The 25,763-nt window shown below is 67.5% G+C and carries 22 protein-coding genes and 1 pseudogene; 9 read left to right on the top strand and 14 right to left on the bottom strand.

All coding sequences use genetic code 11. From position 1 onward, the window contains the following. The first annotated feature begins 93 nt into the window (after positions 1-93). From AC23D4_RS04700 to AC23D4_RS04690, 3 genes are read left to right on the top strand one after another with little or no spacing between them, the layout of a single operon-like run. Positions 94-2,808, top strand: a complete 2,715-nt coding sequence (locus AC23D4_RS04700; RefSeq protein ID WP_472889293.1) for a PD-(D/E)XK nuclease family protein — start codon at positions 94-96, stop codon at positions 2,806-2,808. After that, positions 2,805-6,212 (top strand): UvrD-helicase domain-containing protein, encoded by a 3,408-nt coding sequence (locus AC23D4_RS04695; RefSeq protein ID WP_472889292.1) that lies wholly within the window; start codon positions 2,805-2,807, stop codon positions 6,210-6,212. The genes AC23D4_RS04700 and AC23D4_RS04695 overlap by 4 nt, the downstream gene beginning before the upstream one ends. Next, positions 6,209-7,558: a TIGR03862 family flavoprotein gene (locus AC23D4_RS04690; protein WP_472889291.1), complete on the top strand. Its 1,350-nt coding sequence runs from the start codon at positions 6,209-6,211 to the stop codon at positions 7,556-7,558. The genes AC23D4_RS04695 and AC23D4_RS04690 overlap by 4 nt, the downstream gene beginning before the upstream one ends. A gap of 45 nt (positions 7,559-7,603) precedes the next feature. Here the strand turns inward: AC23D4_RS04690 and AC23D4_RS04685 are convergent, their stop codons facing one another. Together AC23D4_RS04685 and AC23D4_RS04680 are read right to left on the bottom strand one after the other, a co-directional pair. Next, positions 7,604-7,948 carry a DUF1294 domain-containing protein gene (locus AC23D4_RS04685; protein ID WP_487623737.1) on the bottom strand — a complete coding sequence of 115 codons (345 nt, stop codon included), beginning with the start codon at positions 7,946-7,948 and terminating at the stop codon, positions 7,604-7,606. Between the two features lie 213 nt (positions 7,949-8,161). Beyond that, positions 8,162-8,296, bottom strand: a pseudogene (locus tag AC23D4_RS04680) (cold-shock protein); the annotation flags it as partial. A gap of 89 nt (positions 8,297-8,385) precedes the next feature. On the opposite strand from AC23D4_RS04680, the gene AC23D4_RS04675 reads away from it, so the two are divergent. Together AC23D4_RS04675 and AC23D4_RS04670 are read left to right on the top strand one after the other, a co-directional pair. After that, positions 8,386-8,733 carry a TA system antitoxin ParD family protein gene (locus AC23D4_RS04675; protein WP_472889290.1) on the top strand — a complete coding sequence of 116 codons (348 nt, stop codon included), beginning with the start codon at positions 8,386-8,388 and terminating at the stop codon, positions 8,731-8,733. A gap of 22 nt (positions 8,734-8,755) precedes the next feature. Then, positions 8,756-9,373, top strand: a complete 618-nt coding sequence (locus AC23D4_RS04670; protein WP_472889289.1) for an ATPase — start codon at positions 8,756-8,758, stop codon at positions 9,371-9,373. A gap of 4 nt (positions 9,374-9,377) precedes the next feature. Here AC23D4_RS04670 and AC23D4_RS04665 read toward each other — a convergent pair whose 3' ends face one another. After that, on the bottom strand, positions 9,378-9,839 hold the full coding sequence (locus tag AC23D4_RS04665; protein WP_472889328.1) for an Lrp/AsnC family transcriptional regulator: 462 nt from the start codon (positions 9,837-9,839) through the stop codon (positions 9,378-9,380). Positions 9,840-9,966: 127 nt separating this feature from the next. On the opposite strand from AC23D4_RS04665, the gene AC23D4_RS04660 reads away from it, so the two are divergent. Then, positions 9,967-10,659 carry an aspartate/glutamate racemase family protein gene (locus AC23D4_RS04660; RefSeq protein WP_472889288.1) on the top strand — a complete coding sequence of 231 codons (693 nt, stop codon included), beginning with the start codon at positions 9,967-9,969 and terminating at the stop codon, positions 10,657-10,659. A 6-nt stretch (positions 10,660-10,665) separates the two neighbouring features. Here AC23D4_RS04660 and AC23D4_RS04655 read toward each other — a convergent pair whose 3' ends face one another. Both AC23D4_RS04655 and pobA read right to left on the bottom strand, forming a co-directional pair. Continuing rightward, positions 10,666-11,604: a CoA transferase gene (locus AC23D4_RS04655; RefSeq protein ID WP_472889287.1), complete on the bottom strand. Its 939-nt coding sequence runs from the start codon at positions 11,602-11,604 to the stop codon at positions 10,666-10,668. 113 nt (positions 11,605-11,717) lie between these two features. Next, positions 11,718-12,890, bottom strand: coding sequence for a 4-hydroxybenzoate 3-monooxygenase (pobA, locus tag AC23D4_RS04650; protein ID WP_472889286.1), 1,173 nt, complete (start codon positions 12,888-12,890; stop codon positions 11,718-11,720). A gap of 141 nt (positions 12,891-13,031) precedes the next feature. Here pobA and AC23D4_RS04645 point away from each other — a divergent pair, with 141 nt between their 5' ends. Continuing rightward, positions 13,032-13,799 (top strand): IclR family transcriptional regulator domain-containing protein, encoded by a 768-nt coding sequence (locus AC23D4_RS04645; protein WP_472889285.1) that lies wholly within the window; start codon positions 13,032-13,034, stop codon positions 13,797-13,799. Positions 13,800-13,802: 3 nt separating this feature from the next. On the opposite strand, the gene AC23D4_RS04640 is transcribed toward AC23D4_RS04645, so the two are convergent. From AC23D4_RS04640 to AC23D4_RS04615, 6 genes are all read right to left on the bottom strand, one after another. Next, positions 13,803-14,516 carry an ABC transporter ATP-binding protein gene (locus AC23D4_RS04640; protein ID WP_472889284.1) on the bottom strand — a complete coding sequence of 238 codons (714 nt, stop codon included), beginning with the start codon at positions 14,514-14,516 and terminating at the stop codon, positions 13,803-13,805. Between the two features lie 2 nt (positions 14,517-14,518). Then, positions 14,519-15,280, bottom strand: a complete 762-nt coding sequence (locus AC23D4_RS04635) for an ABC transporter ATP-binding protein (RefSeq protein ID WP_472889283.1) — start codon at positions 15,278-15,280, stop codon at positions 14,519-14,521. Then, positions 15,277-16,269, bottom strand: a complete 993-nt coding sequence (locus AC23D4_RS04630) for a branched-chain amino acid ABC transporter permease (protein WP_472889282.1) — start codon at positions 16,267-16,269, stop codon at positions 15,277-15,279. The genes AC23D4_RS04635 and AC23D4_RS04630 overlap by 4 nt, the downstream gene beginning before the upstream one ends. Before the next feature lie 16 nt (positions 16,270-16,285). Then, complete coding sequence (locus AC23D4_RS04625) at positions 16,286-17,149, bottom strand: branched-chain amino acid ABC transporter permease (protein WP_472889281.1); 864 nt, start codon at positions 17,147-17,149, stop codon at positions 16,286-16,288. Between the two features lie 75 nt (positions 17,150-17,224). Further along, entirely contained in the window at positions 17,225-18,412 is a 1,188-nt protein-coding gene (locus AC23D4_RS04620) for an ABC transporter substrate-binding protein (protein WP_472889280.1), read from the bottom strand. Between the two features lie 345 nt (positions 18,413-18,757). After that, positions 18,758-20,731: a peptidase U32 family protein gene (locus AC23D4_RS04615; protein WP_472889279.1), complete on the bottom strand. Its 1,974-nt coding sequence runs from the start codon at positions 20,729-20,731 to the stop codon at positions 18,758-18,760. 69 nt (positions 20,732-20,800) lie between these two features. On the opposite strand from AC23D4_RS04615, the gene AC23D4_RS04610 reads away from it, so the two are divergent. Together AC23D4_RS04610 and AC23D4_RS04605 are read left to right on the top strand one after the other, a co-directional pair. Then, positions 20,801-21,553, top strand: coding sequence for an alpha/beta fold hydrolase (locus tag AC23D4_RS04610; protein ID WP_472889278.1), 753 nt, complete (start codon positions 20,801-20,803; stop codon positions 21,551-21,553). An 11-nt stretch (positions 21,554-21,564) separates the two neighbouring features. Beyond that, positions 21,565-22,326 carry a heparan-alpha-glucosaminide N-acetyltransferase gene (locus AC23D4_RS04605; protein ID WP_472889277.1) on the top strand — a complete coding sequence of 254 codons (762 nt, stop codon included), beginning with the start codon at positions 21,565-21,567 and terminating at the stop codon, positions 22,324-22,326. On the opposite strand, the gene AC23D4_RS04600 is transcribed toward AC23D4_RS04605, so the two are convergent. Genes AC23D4_RS04600 through AC23D4_RS04590 form a run of 3 tightly spaced genes read right to left on the bottom strand, consistent with a single transcriptional unit; the run spans position 22,327 to position 25,713 of the window. Next, on the bottom strand, positions 22,327-22,974 hold the full coding sequence (locus AC23D4_RS04600) for a GntR family transcriptional regulator (RefSeq protein WP_472889276.1): 648 nt from the start codon (positions 22,972-22,974) through the stop codon (positions 22,327-22,329). Beyond that, the gene (locus AC23D4_RS04595; protein ID WP_472889275.1) at positions 22,971-24,356 is read right to left on the bottom strand and encodes an aspartate aminotransferase family protein; all 1,386 of its coding nucleotides are present in this window, start codon (positions 24,354-24,356) and stop codon (positions 22,971-22,973) included. Before AC23D4_RS04595 ends, AC23D4_RS04600 begins: the two co-directional genes overlap by 4 nt. A 10-nt stretch (positions 24,357-24,366) precedes the next feature. After that, positions 24,367-25,713 (bottom strand): glutamine synthetase family protein, encoded by a 1,347-nt coding sequence (locus tag AC23D4_RS04590; RefSeq protein WP_472889274.1) that lies wholly within the window; start codon positions 25,711-25,713, stop codon positions 24,367-24,369. Between the last annotated feature and the right edge of the window lie 50 nt (positions 25,714-25,763).

Here is a 25,763-nt window from a genome sequence, read left to right as displayed (position 1 = left end):
AAGGAACGTTGAACGGGGGAGTTAAAGTCAAAGCGCTGGCGCACTCGCCGTCAGCTGCAAGCTTTTGATTGTGACAGAAACGCTCCCGACCCGATGCCTTCGAACCGAACACCACCATCAGCGGCTGCCCGGCTGGCGCAAGGGGATCAGCGAGATCCGGGTCCACAGGGGCCCACAGGTGCAGGCGAACACCCGACCCGGCGCCAATGGCGGGTCTGGATCGATGGCATCGATGCCCTGATCCGCCAGACGGGTATCGACCCGTCACGGGCACTCGTCCTGGTGCCCTACGCCCAGCTCATGGACGCGGGGCGGCGCGCCTGGGCCGAGGCCTGTCCCAGTGGTTTTTCGCCGCGCTTTGAATCCACCCGCAACTGGGCCGCGTCGTTGCAACCATTCTTGCCCGGCCCCACCGATCTGAGCCTGGACATGGCCCGCGACAGCCTGGTGGCCGCCGCGTTCATCGACCGGGTGGCGCAGGGACGGCCCGATGCCTCGATGCGAGCCGTGATGGTGGCGCGGCTGGTCGAGGCGGCGCGCCAGCTGGCACCCCTCGCCGCTGCGGTGCCGCCGGACCAGCGCGCGGCCTGGGCCGAACCTTTGCGCGAAGCGCTGGCAACCGGCGTGCAGACGCTGCACTGGGAGTCGATGCTGGGTTCGCTGGCCCTGGTCTGGGCCAGCACCTCCGCTTACGCCACCGACGTGCTGTGGAGCCCGCTGGCCCGCTCGGTGTCGGGTGCGCAGATGTTGATCGTGCTGCAGGGTTTTCAGCAGGACCCACTGGCCTCGGCGCTGGCGCGGCACTGGGGTGCTCAGGGCGCCGAACTGCCATTGCCCCTGGGCGAAGCGGAACCGGCCATGCCGTCCGCGGTCCTGCACGCCTGCGGCGATGCCGAAGACGAAGCCCAGCGCGCGGCCGCCTGCTTGATCGCGCGGGTCAACGCCGCGCAGCGGCCGGTGGCCTTGGTGGCCAACGACCGCCTGCTCACCCGCCGCGTGAGCGCCATGCTCCACCACGCCGGCCTGGGCGTGCGCGACGAAACCGGCTGGAAGCTCTCCACCACGCACGCCGCCGCCCGGCTCATGAGCCTGTTGCGCGCGGCCGATGCCCGGGCCCGCATGGACGACGTGCTCGACCTGCTCAAACAATGTCCGACCTGGCCCGAAGCCCAGGTGCAGGCGCTGGAGCAGCTGGCGCGCGAAGCCGGTGTGTCGCTCTGGCGCTCGGCGCTGCAGTCGCCGCGCCTCTTGCCCGCGCTGCCCGAAGGCCTGCCGGCCTTGTTCGAAGGGCTTCAGCCGGCGCGCCCGCTGGTGGTCTGGCTGGAGAGCCTGGCGTTGGCGCTGGCGCAATGTGGTCTGTGGGACAGCCTCACCAGCGACCCGGCGGGGCAGCAGATGATCCAGGCCTTGCGGCTGGGCGAAGGCGCCGCGCAGGAGCTGCTGCGGGTGACCGATGCGCTGGCCGCCACCGCCACAGATGGCACCCCCCCGGCCCGGACCGCCGCGCGCTCTGGCAGCAAGCTGTCGCTGTCGGGTTTCACCGCCTGGGTGCGCGATGTGCTCGAGGGCGCGAGCTTCATGCCGCGTGGCGAGGGCGAGCCGGATGTGGTCATCCTGCCCATGGCCCAGCTGCTGGGCCGCGCTTTCGCCGCCACCGTCGTGCCCGGTTGCGACGAGGTGCATCTCAACCCCAGTCCGGAGCCGCCTGGCCAGTGGACGGCCGCTCAGCGCGAGGCCCTGGGTCTGCCCACGCGCGAAGTCCTGGCATTGGCCGCCGCACAAGCCTGGCAGGCCACGCTGGCGCTGCCGCAACTCGACCTGATGTGGCGCACGCAGGAGCGCGGCGAAGCCCTGCAGGCCAGCCCCTGGGTGCAGGCGCTGCCCGGCTTCGGGGCGGCTGCCAGCGCCGATCCTCGCCCCCAGCGCACGCTCCAGCCGCTGGCGCAACCACGGCCCCAGCCGGCCGCGGGCGACGTGCTGCCCGAGTCGCTCTCGGCCAGCGCCTACCAGGACTTGCGCGACTGCCCCTACCGCTTCTTCGCGCTGCGCCAGCTGCGGCTGGTGGATGCGCCCGAGCTGGAAACCGAACCCGACCAGCGCGACATGGGCAACTGGCTGCACGCCGTGTTGCGGGCCTTTCACGAACAGCGCGGCGACAGCCGGCCCGGCCGCGAGGCCGACCGCGCCGAACTGAACCGACTGGGCGACGCCACGGCCGATAGCATGGGCCTCAACGCGGGCGAAGGCGGCGCCGGGTTCCTGCCCTACCAGGCGGTCTGGCCAGCGCTGCGCGAGGGATACCTGGACTGGCTGGCCGGCTTTGAAGGAACGCCTGATCGCGCAGGGCCGCGCTTCCAGCAAGCCGAGGCCGCGCTGACCGCCCAGGCCGGGCCCTGGAAGCTGTACGGCAAGCTCGACCGTGTCGATGTGCAGGACAGCCCCGAAGGTGCGATTCCTTTCGTGATCGACTACAAGACCGAGGGCCGCCCCGGCACGCTGGAGCGTGTGAAAGAGCCGCTGGAAGACACGCAGCTCGCTTTTTATGCCGCGCTGCTGCCCGACGAAAACCTGCGCGCCGCCTACCTCAGCATCACCGACAAACGCGGCGACACGGCCAGGGACGCACCCACCGTGCTGATTGAGCAGCCCGAGGTGCTGATGGCGCGCGAGCAGCTGCGCGAAGGCCTGGCGCACGACATGGCGCGCGTGGCCGCCGGCCAGCCCATGCCCGCGCTGGGAGAGGGCCGGGTGTGCGACTTCTGCGCCGCGCGCGGCCTGTGCCGCAAGGACTTCTGGAGCGCTGCATGACCGAAGCCGCCTACCGCATCAACGGCAGCCAGGTGGCGCGCGAGGCCTTCTACGCGCTGGCCTGCGACCCCGCGCGCAGCATCGCGGTGGAAGCCTGTGCCGGCGCCGGCAAGACCTGGATGCTGGTCTCGCGCATCCTGCGCGCGCTGCTCGACGGCTGCGCACCGCAGGACATCCTCGCCATCACCTTCACCAAGAAAGCCGCCGGTGAAATGCGCGACCGGCTCAACGCCGAGCTGCGCCGCTGGAGCCGCCTGCCCGACGGCGAACTGGCGGGCGAACTGCGCGCGCGCGGGCTGTCGGACGCCGAAGCGTTGCGCCGCCTGCCCGAGGCACGGAGCCTGCACGCGCGGATGACGGCGCTGGGCCGGCCGGTGCAGGTGCGCACCTTTCACAGCTGGTTCGCGGCGCTGCTGCGCGGCGCGCCGCTGGCGGTGCTGCAGGAGCTGCAGCTGCCGGCCCAGTACGAGCTGCTGGAAGACGACGCGCCCGCCGTGGCCCTGGTCTGGCCGCGCTTTTACGCCGCGCTGGCCGCCAGCGCCGAGGACAAACAGGACTTCCTCGACGCGGTGGCCGAACACGGTCGTCACCAGACCCTCAAGGCGCTGGAAAAGGCGTTGCAGAAACGTGTGGAGTTCAAGCTGGCGGACGCCGCCGGTGTGGTCGAGGCGTCGGCGCAGCCGTTTGCGGCCCTGTACCCCAGCTGGGCCGGCCTGGCCGTGCCCGAACTGGCCCTGCTGCAGCCCGGCGCCCGCGAGCGCTGGCTGGCGCGTGCGAAGCTGCTCGGCGGCGAGACCAACAAGACGCCCAAGACGGCGGCCAGCGCGGTGGTCGACGCGTTTGAACTCGCCGACGAACCGGCACTGATGGCGCGCCGCCTGGCCTTGCTGCGCAAGGGCTTCTTCGTCGCCAGCGAAGACCGGCTCAACACCAACCTCACCAGGTTCGCCGCCGCCCAGGAGGCCGAGCCCGAGCTGCAGGACCTGTGCAATGCACGCCGCCAGCACTCTGCGTGGTTGCACCATCAGCGCCTGGCGCGCCTGACCCGCGTGCTGCTGGCCTCGTACGCCGATCTCAAGCGCGAGCGTGGCTGGGTCGACATGAACGACGTCGAAGGCGCCGCGCAGTGCCTGCTGGCCGACGCCGAGCTCTCGGGCTGGCTGCAGCAGCGGCTGGACGCCCGCGTGCGCCACGTGCTGATCGACGAATTCCAGGACACCAACCCGCTGCAGTGGCAGGCGCTCTACGGCTGGCTCTCGGCCTACGCCGGCGCCGGGTCGGGTGAGGCGCCCTGCGTGTTCCTGGTCGGCGACCCCAAACAGTCGATCTACCGCTTCCGCCGCGCCGAACCGCAGGTGTTCAAGGCGGCGCAGGCTTTTGTGGTGCAGGGCCTCGCGGGTGCGCTGCTCAGTTGCGATCACACGCGCCGCTGTGCGCAGGGCGTGGTGCAGGCGCTCAACAGCGCCATGCTGTCGGCCGTGCAAGCCGGTGAATACGGCAGCGACTACCGCGCCCACACCACCGAAAGCCACGAGGCGGGCGCCGTGCTGGCGCTGCCCCAGCTGCCACGCAGCCTGCGCGAGCGCGACGCCGCAGGGGGCGACGAGCCGGTCTGGCGCGACAGCCTCACCACGCCGCGTGTCTTGCCCGAAGACACCATGTCCGCGCTGGAAGCGCGCCAGGCGGCCGACTGGGTGGTGGCACAAATCGCATCCGGGAATCTGAAGCCCGAACAGGTGATGGTGCTGTCACGCCGGCGCGAGCGCCTGGCCTGGATGTTCGAGGCGCTGCGCGAGCGCGGCATCGCCAGCGAGCAGCCCGAAAAGCTCGACCTGTGCGAGGCGCCCGCGGTGCAGGACGTGGTGGCGCTGCTGGACGCGCTGGTCTCGCCGCGCCACGACCTGAGCCTGGCGCGCGCCCTCAAGTCACCGCTGTTCGGCTGGAGCGACGACGCGCTGGCCCAGCTGGCGCGTCTGCGCCAGCGCTGGACGCTGCGGGCCGACACCTCCACCGATGCCGCGACCGCGCCGGTGCGCCCCTCGTGGTGGGACGTGCTCCAGCGCCTCGCCGGCCTGCCGTCGGCCGAACAGGTTGATCTGCTGCAGTTGCCCGGGCAGGCGCCCGCGCCGGAACAGGCGGGCCTGCTGCGCGACACCGCCGCGTGCCTGGCGCTGTATCAGGGCTGGGTGCGAAGCCTGCCGCCGCACGACGCGCTCTCGGCCCTCTACGACCACGGCGACGTGTTGGCGCGATTCGCGCAGGCCGCGCCTGCCAGCCAGCGCAGCGGCGTGCTGGCGCAGCTGCGCGATCTGCTCGCGCAGTCGCTGGCGCAGGACGGCGGGCGTTTCCTCACGCCTTACCGCCTGGTGCGCGCGCTCAAGGCCGGCGGCATCAAGGCCACGCCGGTCAATACGAAAGGCGCCGTGCGCCTGCTCACCATCCACGGCGCCAAAGGGCTGGAGGCCCACACCGTGCTCATGCTCGACACCGACGCACCGCCCAGCCGCCCCGAGAGCATGGGCGTGCTGATCGACTGGCCCGGGGAAGCCTCCGCGCCGCGCCGCTTCGTCTTCCTGGCCAGCGAAAAATCGCCGCCCGCCTGTGCCGTGGCCGTGCTGCAGGTGGAGCAACAGGCGCGCGCGCTCGAAGAGCTCAACGCGCTCTACGTGGCACTGACACGGGCCGAGGAGCGCCTGGTGTTGTCCAGCTTCGAGCCGCACCAGCGCGGCAGCAGCGCCAGCTGGTACCAGCGCCTGCAGCCCCTGGCCACGCCCATCGACGCCCCCGAACCGGCCAGCGCCGTGGCCGCGCCCGCCGCTGCGGCCGACTTCGCGCTGGCCCAGCTGCCGGTCTGCACCGCAGCACCCAGCAGTGCGGTGCCGAGCGTCCCGGCAGAGCAACCCGGGTTCGGCGCGGACGACGAGCACACCCGCATTGGCCTCGCGCTGCACCGCCTGCTGCAGTGGTTCCCCACGCCGGCCGACGGCTTCGACTGGACCACGACCCACACCCAAGCCGCCGCGCGCGAGTTCGGCCTGAGCCCGGCCCTGGCCGCCGAAGCGCTGGCCATGGCGCGCCGCATCGTGGCCGGCGCTGCCGCCTGGGCCTGGGACGCCGCCCAGCTCGACCACTGGGGCAACGAGGTCGAGCTGTTCCACCAGGGCGAGCTGCTGCGGCTGGACCGACTGGTGCGCCGGCGCGGCGAGGGCGGTTCGGCCAGCACCTGGTGGGTGCTCGACTTCAAGAGCCACGAACACCCCGAGCGCCAGCCCGAATACCTGGCGCAGATGCAGCGCTACCGCCAGGCCATGGCGCTGGCCCGACCGGGCGAGCCGGTGCGGCTGGCCTTCATCAACCCCTTGGGCCAGCTCATCCCGCTTTCACCCGAACAACTGGCTTCATGACCGATTCCGAACCCTTGAACACTCCCGAGTCTGCGCTGAAGGTGGACGTCGCCGTCATCGGCGGCGGCCCGGCCGGGCTGATGGCCGCCGAGGTGCTGTCAAGCGCCGGTGTGGCGGTGCACCTGTTCGACGCCATGCCCTCGGTGGGCCGCAAGTTCCTGCTGGCCGGCAAGGGCGGCATGAACCTGACCCACGCCGAGCCGCTGGACGCCTTCATCGGCCGCTACGCCGAACGCGCCGACGCACTGCGCCCGCTGCTCGAAGCCTTCGGGCCGAACGCCGTGCGCGAATGGGCGGCTGGCCTGGGGATCGACACCTTCGTCGGCAGCTCCAGCCGGGTCTTCCCGACCGACATGAAGGCCGCGCCGCTGCTGCGCGCCTGGCTGCAGCGCTTGCGGCATCCAGCGGAGGGGGGCGAACCGGTGCGTTTCCACATGCGCCACCGCTGGACGGGCTGGGCCGATGACGGCGATGCGCTGCTGTTTCAGACACCTGAGGGCGGGCAATCCGTGCAGGCCCGGGCGACGGTGCTGGCGCTCGGCGGGGCCAGCTGGGCGCGGCTGGGCTCTGACGGTGCCTGGTGGCCCGTGCTTCAGACCGCAAGCGTGGACCTGGCCCCCTTGCAGCCCAGCAACTGCGGCTTCGACGTGGCCGGCTCGGCGGTTCACGGCGTGAGCGCTGGCTGGAGCCGCTTTTTCAGCGAACGCTTCGCCGGGCAACCCTTCAAGTCCGTGTCGCTGCATTTCGCCGACAGCCGGGGCCACCGCTTCGATCGCCGGGGCGAATTTGTGGCCACCGCCACCGGCGTCGAAGGCAGCCTGATCTACGCCGTGTCCAGCCTGTTGCGCGATCAGATCGCTGCCCAGGGATCGGCCACCTTCACGTTGAACCTGCTGCCCGACCACAGCGCGGCGCAGGTGCTGGCCCAAGTGAGCCACCCGCGGGGTTCGCGCAGCCTCTCCAGCCACCTGAAAAGCCGGCTGGGTCTGGACGGCATCAAGCTCGCCCTGCTCAACGAGCTGCTGCCCCGGGACACCCTCAACCAGCCTGCGCTGCTGGCCGCCGCCATCCAGGCCTTGCCGGTCACGGTCGTGGCGGCGCGGCCGCTGGACGAAGCCATCAGCACGGCGGGCGGCGTGCGCTTCGAAGCGATGGATGCGGCCCTCATGCTGCGCCAACGGCCGGGAGTGTTCTGTGCCGGCGAGATGATCGACTGGGAAGCGCCCACCGGGGGCTATCTGCTCACGGCCTGTCTGTCCAGCGGACGGCTGGCGGGGCAGGGCGCGTTGGCTTGGCTCCAGACGCGGTTGCCCGACACGGGGAGCAGCGACGACGCTCTTGGATGAGTGGTCTCCCGTCAGGTGAACCCCGCCCATGCCAGCGCAGCACATTCATGGGTTCAACGCGGGAATGGGCAGCCAGGGCAAGAAAACCCAGAGGGCCAGGGCGATGACATGGATCGATGCCGTTCCCCAGTAAACCGATCGGAAGGCCTGTTTGACCGACTTGTGGCGAAGGATCTGGTGGGCGAACCAGGCGCCCGGCCAACCGCCCAGCAGGCCGAGCCCATGCAGCATGTCCTCTGCGGTTCGCCATTGGCCTTTGGCCGCAGCGTATTTGTCCTTCCAGTAGGCGTAGAACGTGCCCAGATTGAGAATGAACGCCGCGGGCAAAAACAGCCAGCTCAGGCGGTCCAGCACAATGCCCCCGATCAAAATACCCGCCCAGATCAGCATCAGCAACAAGGCTGGCCACGCGGGAGACGCCTGGCGCGACGGTGCGACGCGGCGTGATGGCGCCATCCGCGGTTGCCGGTGCGGGTTCTGCGCTGGTGGGCGTGCAACGGCTTGGCGCGGTCGAGCCGGAGAGGTAGCGCGATCACTTTCGGGTCGCACATCCATGGCACGAGGACCCTTGCTGCCCACATGGATTTCTTCAAAGCTGACCCGCTGGTTGACAGCGGGGGTGGCGGTCCCGCGCCAGTCGCGAATGTGGAAGAACAACTGGGCGTTGGATTGCGGGCCGTGGATGAAGCCGAATCCTTTGGCTTCGTTCCATCGCACCACGGTGCCTTGCTTTTTCATGACGGGGTGCTCCTCCTGATTTACCGAGGATTATCTGGGTTGTCTCGAAGCCCAAAATGGCGCAAAATGCGCCAAACAGGAGTTTTTCCATGCCCCACGTTGCCAGCCCGTTTTCTTCCGTGAAACTGCCCACCGCTCTGGTGAAGCAGGCCAGGGAAGCGGCCCAACCGCAGCGCCGTTCGGTCGCTGGCCAGATCGAATACTGGGCCACCCTGGGTCGCATTGCCGATGAAACCGGCCTCACGGTGCAAGAAGCCCGCGAGGCCATCGCCCGCTACGACGCGCGCCAGCGTGGCGGGGCTCTGGACGAATCGCTGGACGCCATCGAGGCGCGGTTTGTGGACGCCGAAGCCAGCGGTCGGCTGGTGCAGGCGGTGAGAGGCACCGTGAGCACCAACCGCAAGATGGCCGACGCCGCACTGCCGCGCGCCGCCTGACACGGCAGAAACCATCCGCGGTTTGGCTGCCCCGGTTTTTTATCTGCTGGCTGGCCCCAACGGGGCGGGCAAGTCCACGTTGTACCGGGGCGCGGTGGCGCAGGGCCTGATTCCCGCGGAGGCCGAGTTCGTCAACGCCGACCTGTACGAAGCGGGTCATCTGCACCATGTGAGCGATCTGGCCGAACGCTCGCGCCAGGCACGCCAGTGGGCCGATGCCCGGCGGGCACAGTGTCTGGCCGAAGGGCGCTCATTCGCCAGCGAAACGGTGTTCTCACACACCTCCAAGCTCGACCTGATGTCCGCCGCCCAGCGCACCGGTTTTGCGGTGGTGCTGATGGTGGTTTGCGTGGACGACCCGCAGCAGTTGCTGGGTCGCGTGAGCCAGCGCGTGGAGGAGGGCGGCCATCCGGTGCCACCCGAACGCATCCTTGCGCGCTATCCGCGCACCGTGCACCATCTGGGCGTGGCCGTGCGGCGTGCCGATCTGGCGCTGCTCTACGACACCTCGCTGCCGCCGGAGCAGGTGTTCCAGCCGCCACGGCTGGTGGCGCGCTTGCGCAGTGGTGAGTTGGGCTGGCAGGCCGATCCGCTGCCTGGCTGGGCGCGGCAGGTGATCAACCCCGAGCCCGGGCGCTGAGCGTTCAATCCGCGTAGTCCAGCGGCAAGGCGGTGGTGAATTTCAGCTCTTCCATCGCGAAACTGCTGCTCACGTCCGAGAGATCGACCGAGCGGATCAGCCGCTTGTAGACCAGGTCGTAGGCAGCGATGTCGGGCACAACCACGCGCAACAGGTAGTCCACGTCGCCGCTCATCCGGTAGAACTCGACGATTTCGGGAATGTCACGCACAGCGTCGCGAAAGCTCTCAAACCAGGTCTGGCTGTGTTGGTTGGTGCGCACCGCCACAAACACCGTGACGCCAAGGTTGATCTTCAGTGGATCGACCAGGGCCACGTGGCGGGTGATGAAGCCGTTCTCGCGCAGCCGCTGGATGCGCCGCCAGCAGGGCGTGGTGGACAGGTTCACCGCCTGTGCCATGTCGGCCAGCGGTGTTTCCGCGTCGCGCTGCAGGATCGCAAGAATTTGCCGATCAATCGAATCCAGTTTCTTTTTCATATGAATTCATAGAATATTCTTCTCCATTAAGCCATTTACAAAGCCAAAAACGCAAACCTGTTCTGCGGCCGTCCCCGCACACTCCTTGCATTCACCACGAAGCTTTGGAGCACACATGAAAACCATTGGCCTGATCGGCGGCATGAGCTGGGAGTCGACCACCCTCTATTACCAGTTGATCAACCGCGAGGTTGCCCTGCGACTGGGTGGACTGAGCAGCGCTCGCCTGAACCTGGTGAGCCTGGACTTTCAGGACATTGCCCAGCGCCAGCGCGCGGGCGACTGGGCGGGCATGTCCGCCATCCTGCGCCAGGCCGCGCGCCGCCTGCAGGACACGGGTGCGCAGTGCCTGCTGATCGGCACCAACACCATGCACAAGCTCGCGCCCGAGGTGCAGGCCGATGTGAACGTGCCGCTGATCCACATCGTCGACGTGACGGCAGATGCGATCCTTGCGCAGGGGCTGGATACCGTGGGCCTGACGGGCACGCGCTTCACCATGGAAGAGGCGTTCTATGTGGATCGGCTGCGGGAGCGCGGCATCCGCTGCGTGCTGCCCGACGAAGCCCAACGCACCGAGATCCACCGCATCATCTTTGAGGAGCTGTGCCAGGGCGAAGTCAGCGAGAGCTCGCGCGCCTGGCTGAGCGGCTGCATCACCGACCTGAAGTCGCGCGGCGCGCAGGGCGTGGTGCTGGGTTGCACCGAGCTGCCGCTGATCGTGGGCCCGCAGGACAGTTGCCTGCCCACTTTCGACACCACCGCGCTGCACGCCATGGCGGCGGTGGATTTCGCGCTGGCGGTGTGAAAGCGTTCAGGCTGCCAGCGTGTGCAGCGGGATGTCTTTCTCGATGGCCAGCTTGTCGAGCTGCGGGCGCGTCTTGCCCGCGAGGAAGCGGGCCATGGCGGCGTGGGTGTCCGGCTTGAACATCGTGTCCATGCCCTCGAACACCACGTCACCGGCGGCGCAGAGCGAGGCCGCAAAGTGCGGCTCCAGCGCCGCCACGGCCACGCGACCGCCCTTGCAGGGGTAGACGCGGTAGCCGGCGTGCGCGCCACCGACGGCGCCCTGAGGTTGCGTCAGGCCCCAGGTGCGGGGGAGCGCGAGCCAGGCCGCGGCATCGCTCAGCGCCACTTCCTGGAATGATCCCTTGCCGCTGGTTTTCTGCACCAGCACCGCCTGGAGCACCGCCTCGCTGGCCATCAGGGCGCCGCCCATGTCGGCGAACAGCGTGGCGGGCAGGTCCAGCCCCGTGATCAGCCCCGCGTCGGCCAGGTAGGTGAGATCGTGACCGGGTTCCTCAGCGCGCACGCCGGGTGCGCCGACGATGGCCACCACCGAGAGCTGCGGATACGACTTGTGCAGCGCCTTCCAGCCCAGGCCCAGTTTGACCAGCGCCGAAGGGCGGAACGAGGTGAGCAGCAGGTCGGTGCGGGCCAGTTCCTTGTGCAGCCGCGCCTGACCCTTGTCGGACTTGAGGTCGATGGTGATGACCTTGATGCGGTCGTGCAGCGCGGCGTAGGCGGTCGGGTTGTACTGGCCCATCGGGTCGCCGCTGGTGCCGGCGGGCGCACCCTTGGGTCCGGGCGGCTCGGCCTTGAGGCAGTTGGCGCCCATGGCCTTGAGGCGCATCAGCGCGGCCGGGCCGGGCAGGTTCAGCGCCAGACTGAGCACGCGCACACCGCGCAATGGTTTGAGGGGGGCCGCGGTTGCCGCGGCGAATGAGGTAGCAGTTGCAGGAATCTGGGCCATGGCGTCCATTGGTGGTCAGCGCATCACGGCCAGCGGACGCTGGCCTGGCCCGGTTGTAACCCGGAAGCCGGCCTCTCGGCCAGCCTGCGGGTGACAGCATCGGTCTCCGTGGTTCAGAACGGCAGGCCCACGTAGTTTTCCGCCAGCGAGCCCTGCGCCTTCTCGGACGAGAACAGGTACTCCAGCTCGGTCTGCTGCAGCTTCTGGTCGTAGGCGATGCTGTCCGGGAAGGTGTGCAGCATCGTGGTCATCCACCACGAGAAGCGCTGCGCTTTCCAGACCCGCGCCAGCGCCTTGGCCGAATAGTTCTCCAGGCCAGCATCGTCGCCGTCCTTGTAGTGCGCAACCAGAGCGTGATAGAGGTAATAGATGTCGGACGCCGCGCTGTTCAGGCCGCGCGCACCGGTGGGCGGCACGATGTGGGCCGCGTCACCGGCCAGGAACAGGTTGCCGTATCGCATGGGTTCGGCCACGAACGAACGCAGCGGCGCGATCGACTTTTCGATCGATGGTCCGGTGACCAGCTGTGCGGCCACGTCGGCTGGCAGGCGGCGCTTGAGCTCTTCCCAGAATTTGTCGTCGGACCAGTCCTCGACGGTGTCGGTCAGCGGTACCTGGATGTAGTAGCGGCTGAGCACCTGCGAGCGCAGCGAACACAGCGCAAAACCGCGCTCGTGCTTGGCATAGATCAGCTCCGGCGACACCGGCTTGGTGCGCGAGAGCACGCCCAGCCAGCCGAACGGGTACACCTTTTCGTATTCCTTGAGCACGTCGCGCGGAATCGACTTGCGGCTCACGCCGTGGAAGCCGTCGGCACCGATGACGTAGTCGCAGTCAATGCGCACCACCTCGTCGCCCGCCCGGTAGGTCACGTAGGGCTTGTCACTCTTCAGGTCGTGCGGCTGCACATCCTCGGCGTTGTGGATCACCACGCCGTTTATCTTGTCGCGCGCTTCGTACAGGTCGCGGGTCAGTTCGGTCTGGCCGTACACCACCACGGAACTGCCGCCGCTGTACTTGTGCAGGTCCACGCGGCTCATCTTGCCGTTGTCGGAAATGAGGAAGCCGTCATGGATCTCGCCTTCGCGGTCCATGCGCTCGCCGCACTGGGCCTCGCGCATGAGCGCGGCGAAACCGTGCTCCAGCACACCGGCCCGGATGCGTGAGAGCACGTATTCCCGGCTCTGGCGTTCCAGCACGATGGTGTCGATGCCCTTGAGGTGCAAGAGCTGGGAAAGCATGAGGCCGGAAGGGCCGCCGCCGATGATGGCTACCTGGGTGCGCATGGATGTCTCCAGTGTTGTGGGGAAGGGAAGATGTGCACTGTAGGTTCCCGAGCCGCATATGAACATACCCGTCTATCGACACTGCGCGATCAATGGTTGTGATGTGCGATGATCGCGCAGGACTTTTTCGGGAGCAACTGCATGAGCATCGCCAAAGCCGATTTCATCGAGGGCATGGCCAAAGGCATGGCCGTGCTCGAGAGCTTCGACACCGAGCGCCAGCGCCTGAACGCCACGCAGGCGGCCGAACGCGCGGGCCTCACGCGCGCCGCCGCACGGCGCCACCTGCTCACGCTGGCCCACCTGGGCTACCTCGACAGCGACGGCACTCACTACTGGCTCTCGGCCAAGGTATTGCGCTTCTCGGGCAGCTACCTCGCTTCGGCCCGGCTGCCGCGCCTGCTTCAGCCCACGCTCAACCGGCTGGCGGCGCAGACGCGCGAATCGTTCTCCGCCGTGGTGCTGGACGGTGACGAGGTGGTGATCGTGGCGCGCAGCGCCTCGGTCGGCGGCCAGCGTCTGATGGCCTACGGCCTGCACCTGGGTGCGCGCCTGCCGGTGCACGCCACCTCCACCGGCCGCGTGTTGCTGGCCGCGCTGCCGCGCGCCGAATTCAGCGCCTGGCTCAAGGGCCACGAACTGCCACGCCTGACCCCCAAAACAACCATCGACCACAAGGCCTTCCGCGCCATCGTGGCCCGGGTGCGGGCCGACGACTTCGCGGTTGCCAGCGAGGAACACGAGTTGGGCGTGCACGCGCTGGCCGTGCCGCTGCGAAACATGAAAGGCCAGACCGTGGCGGCGCTCAATGTGGTGGCTTCGCCCGAGCGGCTGGCGCCCGATGTGATGCGCGGTGATCTGCTGCCTCTGCTGCTGGACGCGGCGCGCGAACTGCGGCCGCTGCTCTGAGGTTCAGACCCCGAGGTATTGCTCCAGCAACTCAGGCTTTGAAAGCAGTTCGTCTGAGCTCCCTTCGAACACCACCTCGCCCTTGACGAGGATGACGTTGCGGTCGGTGATCTGGGTCACGTGTTTCCAGTTCTTGTCCACGATCACGCTGCTGATGCCGCTTTCGCGGATCAGGCCGCAGATGCGCCAGATCTCGCGCGCGATCAGCGGCGCCAGGCCTTCGGTGGCTTCGTCGAGGATGAGCACGTCGGGGTTGGTCATCAGCGCGCGGCCGATGGTCAGCATCTGCTGTTCGCCACCGCTGAGCTGCTGGCCGCCGTGGTTCAGGCGCTCGGCCAGGCGCGGGAAGGTTTCCAGCACGCGGTCGTAGGTCCAGTCGCGCTGGCCTTTGGTGCCGGCGCAGGCCGACATGACCAGGTTTTCCTTCACGCTCAGGTTGCCGAAGATACCGCGGCCTTCGGGCACATAAGCAATACCTTGACGCGCGATCTCGAAAGTCGGGGCACCCGTCATGGGCCGGCCCTTGATCAGCACGCCGCCGCCGCTGGGCTTGACGATGCCCATGAGCGACTTGAGCAGGGTGGTCTTGCCCATGCCGTTGCGGCCCATCAGACCGATGGTCTGGCCCTGGCCGACGGTGAAGTCCACGCCGCGCAGGATGTGGCTGGCGCCGTAGTGGGTGTGCAGGCCGGTGGCCCGGATCAACGGTTCGCTCATGATCAGTGTTCCTCGCCCAGATACGCGGCTTGCACCAGCGGATCGCTGCGCACCTCGGCCGGCGTGCCGCTGGCGATCACCTGGCCGTTGACCATCACGGTGAGCTGGTCGGCCAGCGAGAACACGGCGTCCATGTCGTGTTCCACCAGCATCATGGCGTGGTCTTTCTTCAGCTTCTGCAGCAGGGCGATCATGCTTTCGGCCTCGGCCTGGCCCATGCCGGCCAGGGGTTCGTCAAGCAGCAGCACGGTGGGCTCGGTCGCCAGCGTCATGGCGATCTCGAGCTGGCGCTGTTCACCGTGGCTGATGGTGGCGGCCACGGTCTGGCTGCGTTGCGTCAGGCCCGCGAGCTCGATGGCGCGCTCGCAACGCTGGTTCACCTGGGTCATGCCGGCGGCGGCGCTGAGCCAGCGCAGCGGATTCCAGGGCGCATGGCGTTCGCGCGACTGTGCGGCGAGGCGCACGTTGTCCCACACGGTGAAGGGCAGGAAGATGTTGGTCTTCTGGTAGCTGCGGCCCAGCCCCAGGCGGGAGATACTCTCCGGGCTGTGGCCGGCGGTTTCCGCGCCGTTGAGCGTGATGCGGCCCGAGGTCGGGGGCAGGTCGCCCGAGAGCAGGTTGGTCAGGGTGGACTTGCCCGCGCCGTTGGGGCCGATCACGGCGTGGATACGGTCGCGGAACAGGTCCACGGAAACCTCGTTCACGGCGGCGAGGCCGCCAAACCGCTTGACGAGCTTCTGGGCTGAAAGCAGCAACTCGCTCATGCTGCGTCCTTCTTTTTCATGAAGCGCTCACCCAGGCCCAGCAGGCCGCGCGGGGCAAACACCACCACCAGCACGATGAAGCCGCCCATGAGCAGCTGCCAGTGTTTGGTCAGGTCCTTGAAGAAGTGCATCACGTATTCGAAGGCGAAGGCGCCGACGATGGCACCGGCGAAGTTGCCCATGCCGCCGAGGATGACCATCATGATGGCGTGTGCGCTCATGTGAAAGCCCATCAGCTCGGGGTTCACGAAGCCGGTCTGCGCGGCCCAGAGGTAGCCCGCCACGCCGGCCAGCGTGCCGGCCAGGCCGAAGGCCGCGAGCTTGTAGCCGAAGGTGCCGTAGCCGACGGCGCGCATGCGGTGCTCGTTGACGCGGATACCCGCCAGCACACGGCCAAAGGGCGAAAACAGCAGGCGGCGCAGGAAGGCGTAGATGCCCACCAGCATGGCCAGCGTGAAGTAGAAGAAGGTGGTCTTGTTTTCCAGATCGATGCCGGTCCAGCCGAAGAGGCTGGCGTCGGGCCGGAAGTTCACGTACAGACCGTCCGAGCCACCCAGTTCCTTGTTGTCAAAGAACAGGAAGAACACCATCTGCGCGAACGCCATGGTGACCATGATGAAGTAGATGCCATGCGTGCGCACGACAAAGAAGCCGATCACCAGGGCGGCCAGTCCGGCACCCAGCGCCGCCACGGGCAGCGACCACCACAGGCTCACCGGCACGTCGGCCGGCGTCAGGAAGGCGAGGGCGTAACCGGCCAGGCCAAAGTAGGCGGCGTGGCCGAGCGAGACCAGGCCGGTCACGCCCTGCAGCAGGTCCAGGCTCATGGCGAAGATGGCCAGGATCATCATCTGCGAGAGCATCTGCAGGTAGAAGTCCGAGCTGTCGGAGGGGATCAGCGGGAAGGCCGCCAGCGCGATCGCGCCCAGCGCCAGCAGCGCCTGCACGCCTTTGGGCAAGGTTTCCAGAGTGGCTTTGGGGGAGCTCATGCGAAGGTGCCCATGTTCATTGTTTGAACAAGCCTTCCGGCTTGTAGAGCAGCACGCCGGCCATCAGCATGTAGACCGCCATGCCGGCGATCTGCGGCATCAGCACCTTGCCGAAGGTGTCGACCAGGCCCACGAGCAGCGCGGCCACCAGGGCGCCACGCACCGAACCGATGCCGCCGATGACCACCACCACGAAACACATGATCAGCACCGAGCTGCCCATGCCGGGGTAGACGCTGGAGATCGGCGAGGCGATCATGCCGGCGATGGCGGCCAGCGCCACGCCGAGTGCGAACACCACGCCGTGGATCAGGCGGATGTTGATGCCCAGGGCCTCGGTCATTTCGCGGTTGAAGGCACCGGCACGGATCTTCATGCCCAGCCGGGTTTTGGAGATCAGAAAATACAGGCCCAGCGCCAGCGCCACGCACACCGCCGAGATCACCAGCCGGTAGACTGGGTAAGACAGGTTCTCGGTCAGCGGAATGGACCAGTTCACGAGTTCGGGCACCTGCACCGAGTGCACGTCGTCGCCCCAGAGGATGGAGCGCACCTCTTCAAAGATGTAGATCAGCCCGAAGGTGAGCAGCACCTGGTCGAGGTGGTCGCGCTGGTAGAAGTGGCGGAACAGCAGCCATTCCAGCGCCCAGCCCAGCACCACGGCGATCAGCGTGCCGACCACGATGGCCAGCACCAGGCTGTTGAACTGCGAAGCCAGAAACCAGGCCAGGTAAGCGCCCAGCATGTAGAAACTGCCGTGCGCCAGGTTGACCACGCCCATGATGCCGAAGATCAGCGTCAGGCCGGCGGCCAGCATGAACAGCAACAGGCCGTATTGCAGGCTGTTGAGCAACTGGATCAGGAAGTTGGCGAAGTCCATCGGTTCGGGGCGTGGGCGCAAAGAGGGTCCGCGCCCCGAAAGGCGCGGACCGAAGACAGGAACACCGGGCCGGAATCAGCCCATGCGGCAACCGGTGGCGGGGTCGGCCACAGCTTTTTGTGCGATGCCGATGACCTTGTTTTCCTTGTTTTCCACCTTGCGCAGGTACATGTCCTGGATGGGGTTGTGGGCCTTGCTCATGGTCCACTGGCCACGCGGACTGTCGATGGTCGCGCCTTCCATGGCGGCGTACAGCGCCTTCTTGTTGGACAGGTCGCCCTTGACCGCGTTGGCGCCCTTGACCAGCAGCAGACCAGTGTCGTAACCCTGCACGGCGTACACGTCGGGCTGGGTCTTGAAGGTCTTGGCGTAGTCGAGGCGGAATTTTTTGTTGCGCGGCGTGTCCAGCGCATCGCTGTAGTGCATGGTGGTCAACACGCCGTCGGCGGCCGGGCCTGCGGCTTCGAGCACACCTTCGGTCAGGAAGCCCGAACCGTAGAGCTGGATGTTCTTGGAAAGGCCGGCCGCGTGGAAGTCGCGCAGGAACTTGGCGGCGCCGCCACCGGCAAAGAAGCAGGCCACGGCGTCGGGTTTGAGCGAGGCGATTTCGGTCAGCAGGGCTTGGAACTCCACGTTCGGGAAGGGCAGGCCCAGCTTCTTGACGATGGTGCCGCCCGCGGCGGTGTAACTTTGTTCAAAGCCTTCATAGGCTTCTTCGCCGGCCGCGTAGTTCCAGGTGATCCAGACCGCTTTCTTGTGGCCGCGATCCACCATGGCCTTGCCCAGCGCCAGCGTGGGTTGGGAGTTGGTGAACGATGTGCGGAACACATTGGGCGCGCACTGGGCACGGGTGGCCACGTGCACACCGGCGTTGGGGATCAGGCTGAGCACGCCACTGTCGCGTGCCACCTTGTGGATGCCCATCTGCACGCCCGAGTGCACCGTGCCCACCAGCACGTCGACCTTGTCGCGCTGCACCAGACGGTTGGCGTTTTCGATGCCCTTGGCCGGGTTGGACTCATCGTCCACCTTGAAAAATTCCACTTCGCGGCCACCCAGCTTGCCGCCCTGTTCGTCAAGTGCCATGCGGAAGCCGTTTTCGATCGCCACGCCGAGCTGCGCAAACGTGCCCGTGTAAGGCAGCATGAAGCCCACGCGCACCTTGTCGGATTGCGCCAGGGCGATCTGGGGCAACAGCAGGCCGGTGGATGCGGCGCCAATCACGGCGGCGCTGCGGGTGAGGATCAGTCGGCGGGTGGTCATGGTTTGTCTCCTGTGGGTGGTGTGTATGGACCGGCTCAATGTATGCGGGTGCTGCGGCCGTGTGGATAGTGAATTACCCGTACTTGATGTCTAAACTATTTAGTCTTGAAGACTGATGCAGCCGACCTTCACCCTGTGCGGGGCGCCTGCCCCCACCACTCGCAAGGGGTTTGGTGGTAGAGGACTGGAATTAAAGTGCCTAAAAAAGCCGCACTTTCGCGGCTTGTTGACAGGCAATATACTGCACATCGGCAATCCGGTAGCTAGCAGAAACCCTTGGTATTCAAGTGTGACGACACGATGCCAACGCTTGTGGCACTGGGAGTTGAGAGCCAGGGGTGTCGTTCAGACCGGGCTCGCCTGGCCCGGTCGCGTCCGGTAAAACTTCAATGGACTGGTCTGCCCGGCTTTCAGCACCGAGGGCCGCATCTTGCCCACCACGTGCATCTCGCAGGGTTTGCAGTCGAAGCGCAGGGTGAGTTTCTCGTGGCCGTTGATGAGCTGCATGGGCTCGGCCTTCACCGTCCCTTGCACGCCGGTCACGCCCTTGGCCTGTTTGGGACACAGGCTCAGGCTGAAACGCACGCAGTGTTTGGTGATCATCAGGCTCACTTCGCCGGCTTCTTCGTGGCTCTCGTAGGCCGCAGCGATCACCTTCACGCCGTGTTTCGCATAGAAGTCGCGCGCCTTGTGGTTGAACACGTTGGCGAGGTAGGTGAGCGTGTCTTCCGGGTAGGCCACGGGCGGCTCCACAGGTTTCATGCGCGGCAGGCGGGTCCAGGCGGCGGCGCGCGCGGCTTCCAGCGATTCGATGGCTTCGCGGCGCAGCGGGTTGAGCAGCGAGGCGGGCACGAAGCGCGGGCCTGAGAGGTTCAACGCCACATTGATGGGTTCGAAGATGGTCTCACCCAGGCGGGCCAGACCCTCGCGCAGCCTGGCATCGGCCTGGGCCGGGTCTTTGGCGGGCTCCAGTGTGCAGGGCAGGGTGGCGGTGGCGGTGTGGCCGTCTTCGTCGGTGGCGGTGAGGCTCAGGCCTTCGGGTGTTTGATCCAGCTTCAGCCAGGTGCCGATGCGCCGCTCGGCCGATTTTTTCTCCAGCCCACGCACCCAGTCCATGTCGCGGTTGCGGTTGACCTGCACACCCTTGCGCAGGTCCTTGAAGCTGTCCATGGCGTCTTTGGGGAACACGCGCCAGAGGCCCGGTTTGCCAGCCGACTCGGCCCGGTTGATCTGCAAGCCGGTCAGTTCCTTCTGCAGATCCAGGTAACACAGGCCGTCGCCGTTGTGGATCACGGTGGCTGGGTCGTCGGTCTCGAGTTCCACGAAGTTGGGGCCAACCTGGGTCACATAGCCGATCGGGCGGCCCGGGTTCTTGGGCGTGTCGAAGGCGCCGATGTCTTCCTGCCGGCCCTGCACGAAGTAGTCGGTGAACTCGCGGTTGAAGTTCTGGTCCGGGTCGGGCTGGAAGCTGAAAGTGCACTCGCCGCTGGACGCGCGCGCCAGCTCGGGGTGCTCCTCCAGGATCTGATCGAACAGCACGCGGTAGTGCGCGGTGATGTTCTTCACATAGGCCATGTCCTTGTAGCGGCCTTCGATCTTGAAACTGCGCGCACCGGCGTCGATCAGGGCGCGCAGGTTGTCGCTCTGGTTGTTGTCTTTCATCGAGAGCACATGTTTGTCGTGCGCGACGATGCGGCCCTGGCTGTCTTTCACTTCGTAGGGCAGGCGGCAGGCCTGCGAGCAGTCGCCGCGGTTGGCGCTGCGCCCGGTGTGGGCGTGGCTGATGAAACACTGGCCGCTGTAGGCCACGCAGAGGGCGCCGTGGATGAAAAACTCCAGCGTGCAGCGCTCCGGGTCGGTAGCGGCGCGGATGTCGGCGATCTGATGCAACGTGAGTTCGCGTGCCAGCACGATCTGGGAAAGACCCACGTCCTGCAGAAAGCGCGCTTTCTCGGGCGTGCGTATGTCGGTCTGCGTGCTCGCGTGCAGCTGGATCGGCGGCAGGTCGATGGCCAGCAGGCCCATGTCCTGGATGATCAGCGCGTCCACACCCGCGTCGTACAACTGCCAGGCCAGCTTGCGCGCCGGCTCCAGTTCGTCGTCGCGCAGGATGGTGTTCATCGTCGTGAAGATGCGGCTGCCGAAGCGGTGCGCGTATTTCGCCAGGCGGGCGATCTCTTTCACCGAGTTGTCGGCGCTGGTGCGCGCGCCGAACGACGGCCCGCCGATGTAGACCGCGTCGGCCCCGTGGTTGACCGCCTCGATGCCGATGTGTGCGTCGCGCGCGGGGGAAAGCAGTTCGAGTTGGTGGGGCAGCATGGTGAATCGACAAGAAGGCAGTGCAGAATCGGGCGGAAATAGAACCCGATATTGTCCTGGAGAACGACCATGAATGCACCTGCTGCCTCCGCAAGCTCCGCTTTCGTTCTGGTGCATGGCGCCTGGCACGGCGCCTGGTGCTGGCGCCGTGTCCTGCCCCTGCTGCGGGCTGCCGGCGTTGAAGCCCATGCGGTCACGCTCACCGGCGTGGGCGAACGCGCGCACCTCATGGGCCCCGGCATCGACCTCAACACCCACATCCAGGACGTGATCGGACTGATCGAGGCCGAAGAGCTGCAGCGCGTGGTGCTCGTGGGCCACAGCTACGGCGGCATCGTCATCACCGGGGTGGCACACCGGCTGCAGCGCGAGCGCCCCGGTCTGCTCGTGCATCTGGTGTACCTGGACGCCGTGACCCCACACCCCGGCGAGAGCTGGAGCAGCCAGCACACGCCCGAAACGCGGCAGGCGCGCATCGATGCGGCCGCGCCAAGCGGCGGCATCAGCTTTCCGCCGCCCGACGCCAGCGTGTTTGGCCTGACCGGCGCGGACCGCGACTGGGTCAACCGCCGCCAGAGGCCCCAGCCGCTGGCCGTCTACCTGCAGCCGCTGGACTTCGACGCCGCGCGTGTGGCGGCATTGCCGAGGACCTTCATCGATTGCACATCGCCCGCGCTGCCGACGATCGCCGTGATGCGCCAGCGTGTGCGCAGCGAACCGGGCTGGTCGGTGATCGAGATGGCGACCGGACACGATCCGATGGTCAGCGAGCCTGCCGCACTGGCGGCTTTGCTCCGGGGTGTTCAGGGCCAGCCGGTCTGAGCGCGTCGCCGATGGTTTTTCCGCCCACGCTCCCCAGGCGCCTCGACCGCATCGATCTGCTGCGCGCAGCGGCCATGTTGTGGATGACCGCCTACCACTTCTGTTTCGACCTGGACCACTTCGGGCTGATCCACGAGAACTTCGCCCGCGATCCGTTCTGGACCTGGCAGCGCAGCGCCATCGTGAGCGGCTTCCTGTTCACCGCCGGGCTGTCGCAGGCGGTGGCGCTGTCACAGGGCCAGGGCTGGCCGCGCTTCTGGAAACGCTGGGGGCAGGTGGCGGGCGCGGCACTGCTGGTGTCGGCCGGTTCGGCGCTGATGTTCCCCAACACCTTCATCTACTTCGGTGTGCTGCACGGCATCGCGGTGATGCTGATCGTGGTACGGCTCACGGCAGGGTGGGGCGGCTGGCTCTGGCCGGCCGGTGCGTTGGCCATCGCGGCCAAGTTCATCGCGCCGACGGCGATCGCGGCGATGCCGGTGCTGGAATTTCTCAACGCCCCGGGCTGGAACGCCCTGGGTTTCATCAGCCGCCTGCCCGTGACCGAGGACTATGTACCGTTGCTGCCCTGGCTGGGGGTGATGTGGTGGGGCGTGGCGGCGGGGCGCTGGGCGCTGGCGCACAGGCCGCACTGGCTGGGCGCGGACGACGCGCCGGCCTCGGGCGCCAAGCGCGGGCTCGTGCTGCTCGGACGCTGGAGCCTCAGTTATTACCTGCTGCACCAGCCGGTGCTGATGGGCTTGCTGGCGGCTGTGGTCTGGTTGCGGGGCTGATCAGCCGGCACAGAACGGCCGCAGGAACTGCCCGGCCACGAACAGATCCTTCTCGATGGCGCGGCGCACGCCCGCGCTGTCCTTCCGGCGCAGCGCCATCACCGCGTCGCCGTGCGCTTCGTTGATCACGCGCAACGAAGCAGGCACCTCGAACAGTTTGTTGGACAACGGCCCGACCTTGAGCCAGACAGTCTCGATCAGCGAGAGCAGGGTGGGCGAGGCGGCCGCCTGGTAGAGGCGCAGATGGAACAGCTCGTTGGCGTCCAGATAACCCTTGGCGTGATTGACCTTGAGCGCGTCGCGCATCTGCTGCTCCAGGGCCAGCAGCTCGGCCAGGCCGGCGGCATCGAGCCGGTGCGCGCCGCGCTCGGCAGCTTCGCCTTCGAGCAGCAACCGCGTCTGCAGCACGTCGTCGAACTCGGCCAGCGAGAGTCTGGGCACCAGCATGCCGCTGTGCGGCACGTTGACCAGGGCGCCTTCGGCCGCGAGACGCTGCAGCGCGGCGCGCACGGGCATGACACCGACGCCGAGTTGCTCGGCGATGGCGTGGATCTTCAGCCGCTCGCCGGGCAGGAACTGGCCCACCGTGACCCACTGGCGCAGGCGCGCGTAGGTCTGGTCCTGCTGGGTGGGTGGGATGGATTTCATGCCAGTGTGATCTGGCCCAGCACCTCGTCGAGCGCGCCGATCAGTTGCGCGACATCGTTGGTCTTGGTCTGCGGGCAGACCAGCATCATGTTGTGGAAGGGCGTGATCATCACGCCGCGGTTGAGCAGGCCGAGGTGGATCAGGTGCTCCAGCTCGGGGTCGAGCACGCCCTCGGCTTCGCCACCGCTCCTGGGCGGGGCCGGGCAGAACTGGAACTCGGTGCGTGCGCCGACCTGGGTCACGCACCAGGGCAGGCCGTGGCGCGCGATGAGGCCGCGCAGACCGTCCGCCAGCCGTTCGGCCAGCGAGAGCATGTGCGCATAGGCGGCGGGCGTCATCACCTCGGCGAGCGTGGCGCGCATCGCGGCCATGGCCAGCATGTTGCCGGTGAGCGTGGTGCCGATGCCGCTGTGGCCGGGCGGTGCGTCCTGCTTGGCTTTCACGGCACGGGCGGCGAGATCGGCGCTCATGCCGTAGACCGCGCAGGGCACGCCACCGCCCACCGGCTTGCCCAGCACGAGCGCGTCGGCTTGAATGCCGTGGGCGCGGGCGTAGCCGCCGGGGCCGGTGCTGATGGTGTGGGTCTCGTCCATGACCAGCAAGGCGCCGTGCTTTTTGATGAGGGCTTGCGCCTCTCCCCAGAACCCCGGCTCGGGCAGCACCATGCCGATGTTGGTCATCACCGGCTCGGCCAGCACGCAGGCCACGTCGCCCTGCGCCAGTGCCGCCTCCAGACCGGCCAGGTCGTTGAACTCGACCACCACCGTGTGTTGTGTCAGGTCGTGCACCTGGCCGAGCAGGCTGTCACGCTGGGTGGGCTGGCCATTGACCAGATCGACGAACACGTCTTCGATGGTGCCGTGGTAACAGCCGTTGAACACCAGCAGCTTCTGGCGCCCGGTGGCAGCGCGGATCCAGCGCACGATGTAGCGGTTGGCGTCGGTCGCGCTCATGGCGAACTGCCAGAACGGGAGGCCGAAGCGCTCGGCCAGCAGGGCGCCGACGGCGGCGGCGTCGGCCGTGGCGAGCATGGTGGTGTAACCGCGCGTGGCCTGCTTCACCAGAGCGGCGGCGACCGGCGCAGGCGCGTGGCCGAACATGGCGCCCGTATCGCCCAGGCAGAAATCGACCAGGCGGTGGCTGTCCACGTCGGTGACCTCGGCGCCGCTGGCCTGGCAGACGTGCAGGGCGAAGGGTGTGCCCCAGTCGTTCATCCAGTGCAGTGGCACGCCGAACAGCAGGTGTTCGCTGGCCTGGGCGGCCAGGGCGGCTGACGCCGGGTTGCGCTCCGCAAACGACTGGCGCTCGCGGGCGAGGAAGGCGAGGGCGCGGGTCCAGTCGAGGCCATTGCGGCTGGCCCGTTGAAGGGGGTGAGCGTTCATGGGCACCACCTCAAACCAGCAGGAGAAGGTGCTCGCGTTCCCAGGAACTGATCACGCGGTTGTAGGTGGCGTATTCCAGCTCCTTCACCGCCAGGAAGGCGTCGATGAAGGCGCCGCCGAACACGTCGCGCACCGGCTCGCATTCGCGCATGCGGCGGATCGAGTCTTCCATGTGGCTGGGCAGCTCGAAGTCCATGTCCCAGGCGCTGGTTTTCATGGGCTCGCTGGGCAGGCTTTTTTCCACCATGCCGAGGTATCCCGCGCCCAGCGTGGCAGCCATGGCCAGGTAGGGGTTCACGTCCACGCCCGGCACGCGGTTTTCCAGCCGGCGGTTGGCGGCGTCCGACTCGGGCACGCGGATGCCGCAGGTGCGGTTGTCGTAGCCCCACTGCACGTTGATCGGCGCCGACATGAAGCGCGAGAGCCGGCGGTAGGAGTTCACGTAGGGCGCCAGCATGGGCATGATCTGCGGCACGTAGCGCTGCAGGCCGGCGATGTAGTGGTGGAAAGCGGGCGTGGCCGAACCGTCGGGCAGGCTGAAGATGTTCTGCTTCGTCCCGGCGTCGAGGATGCTCTGGTGGATGTGCATCGCGCTGCCGGGCTCGGCTTCCATGGGCTTGGCCATGAAGGTGGCGAAGATGCCGTGGCGCAGCGCGGTCTCGCGCACCGTGCGCTTGAACAGGAACACGCGGTCGGCCAGGTCCATGGGCTCGCCGTGGGTGAAGTTGATCTCCATCTGGCCGGCACCGGCTTCGTGGATCAGCGTTTCCACACCCAGGCGGTGCACTTCGCAGAAACGCGAGAGCTCCAGGAAGAAGGGGTCGAAGTCGTTCACCGCGTCGATGGAATACGACTGCCGGCCAGCCTCCGGCTTGCCGGTGCGGCCCAGCGGCGGCTGCAGCGGTTCGTGCGGGTTCTGGTGGCGCGCCACCAGATAGAACTCCATCTCGGGCGCCACCACCGGCTGCCAGCCCTGCGCTTCGTAGAGCGCCAGCACACGCCTCAGCACGCTGCGGGGCGCGAGCGCCACCGGTGTGCCGTCGAACTCTTCGCAGTCGTGGATGATCACCGCCACCTGCTCGGCCGCCCAGGGTACCATGCGCGCGGTGGCGAGGTCGGGCACACAGACCATGTCCGGGTCGGTGTCGCCGACGAAGGCGGTGTTGTCGGGTTGCTGGCCGTTGACCGTGTTGAGCAAGACGCTCTTGGGCAGGCGCATGTGGCCGGAGTTGAGGAACAGGTCCTTGGGCAGGATCTTTCCGCGGGCGATGCCTGTCATGTCGGGGATGACGCATTCCACTTCGTGGATGCGGTGCTGGGCGAGAAACTCGCGCAAGCTGTCGGTTGAATCGCTCATATGCAGCCTGATTTGATCAAAAGTGACCGCAATTCTGTCACTTATCTGAG

The organism is Hydrogenophaga sp. L76 (assembly GCF_057654755.1).
The sequence above is the reverse complement of the archived record's forward strand: the minus strand, read 5'-3'. Positions and strand labels throughout refer to the sequence as shown.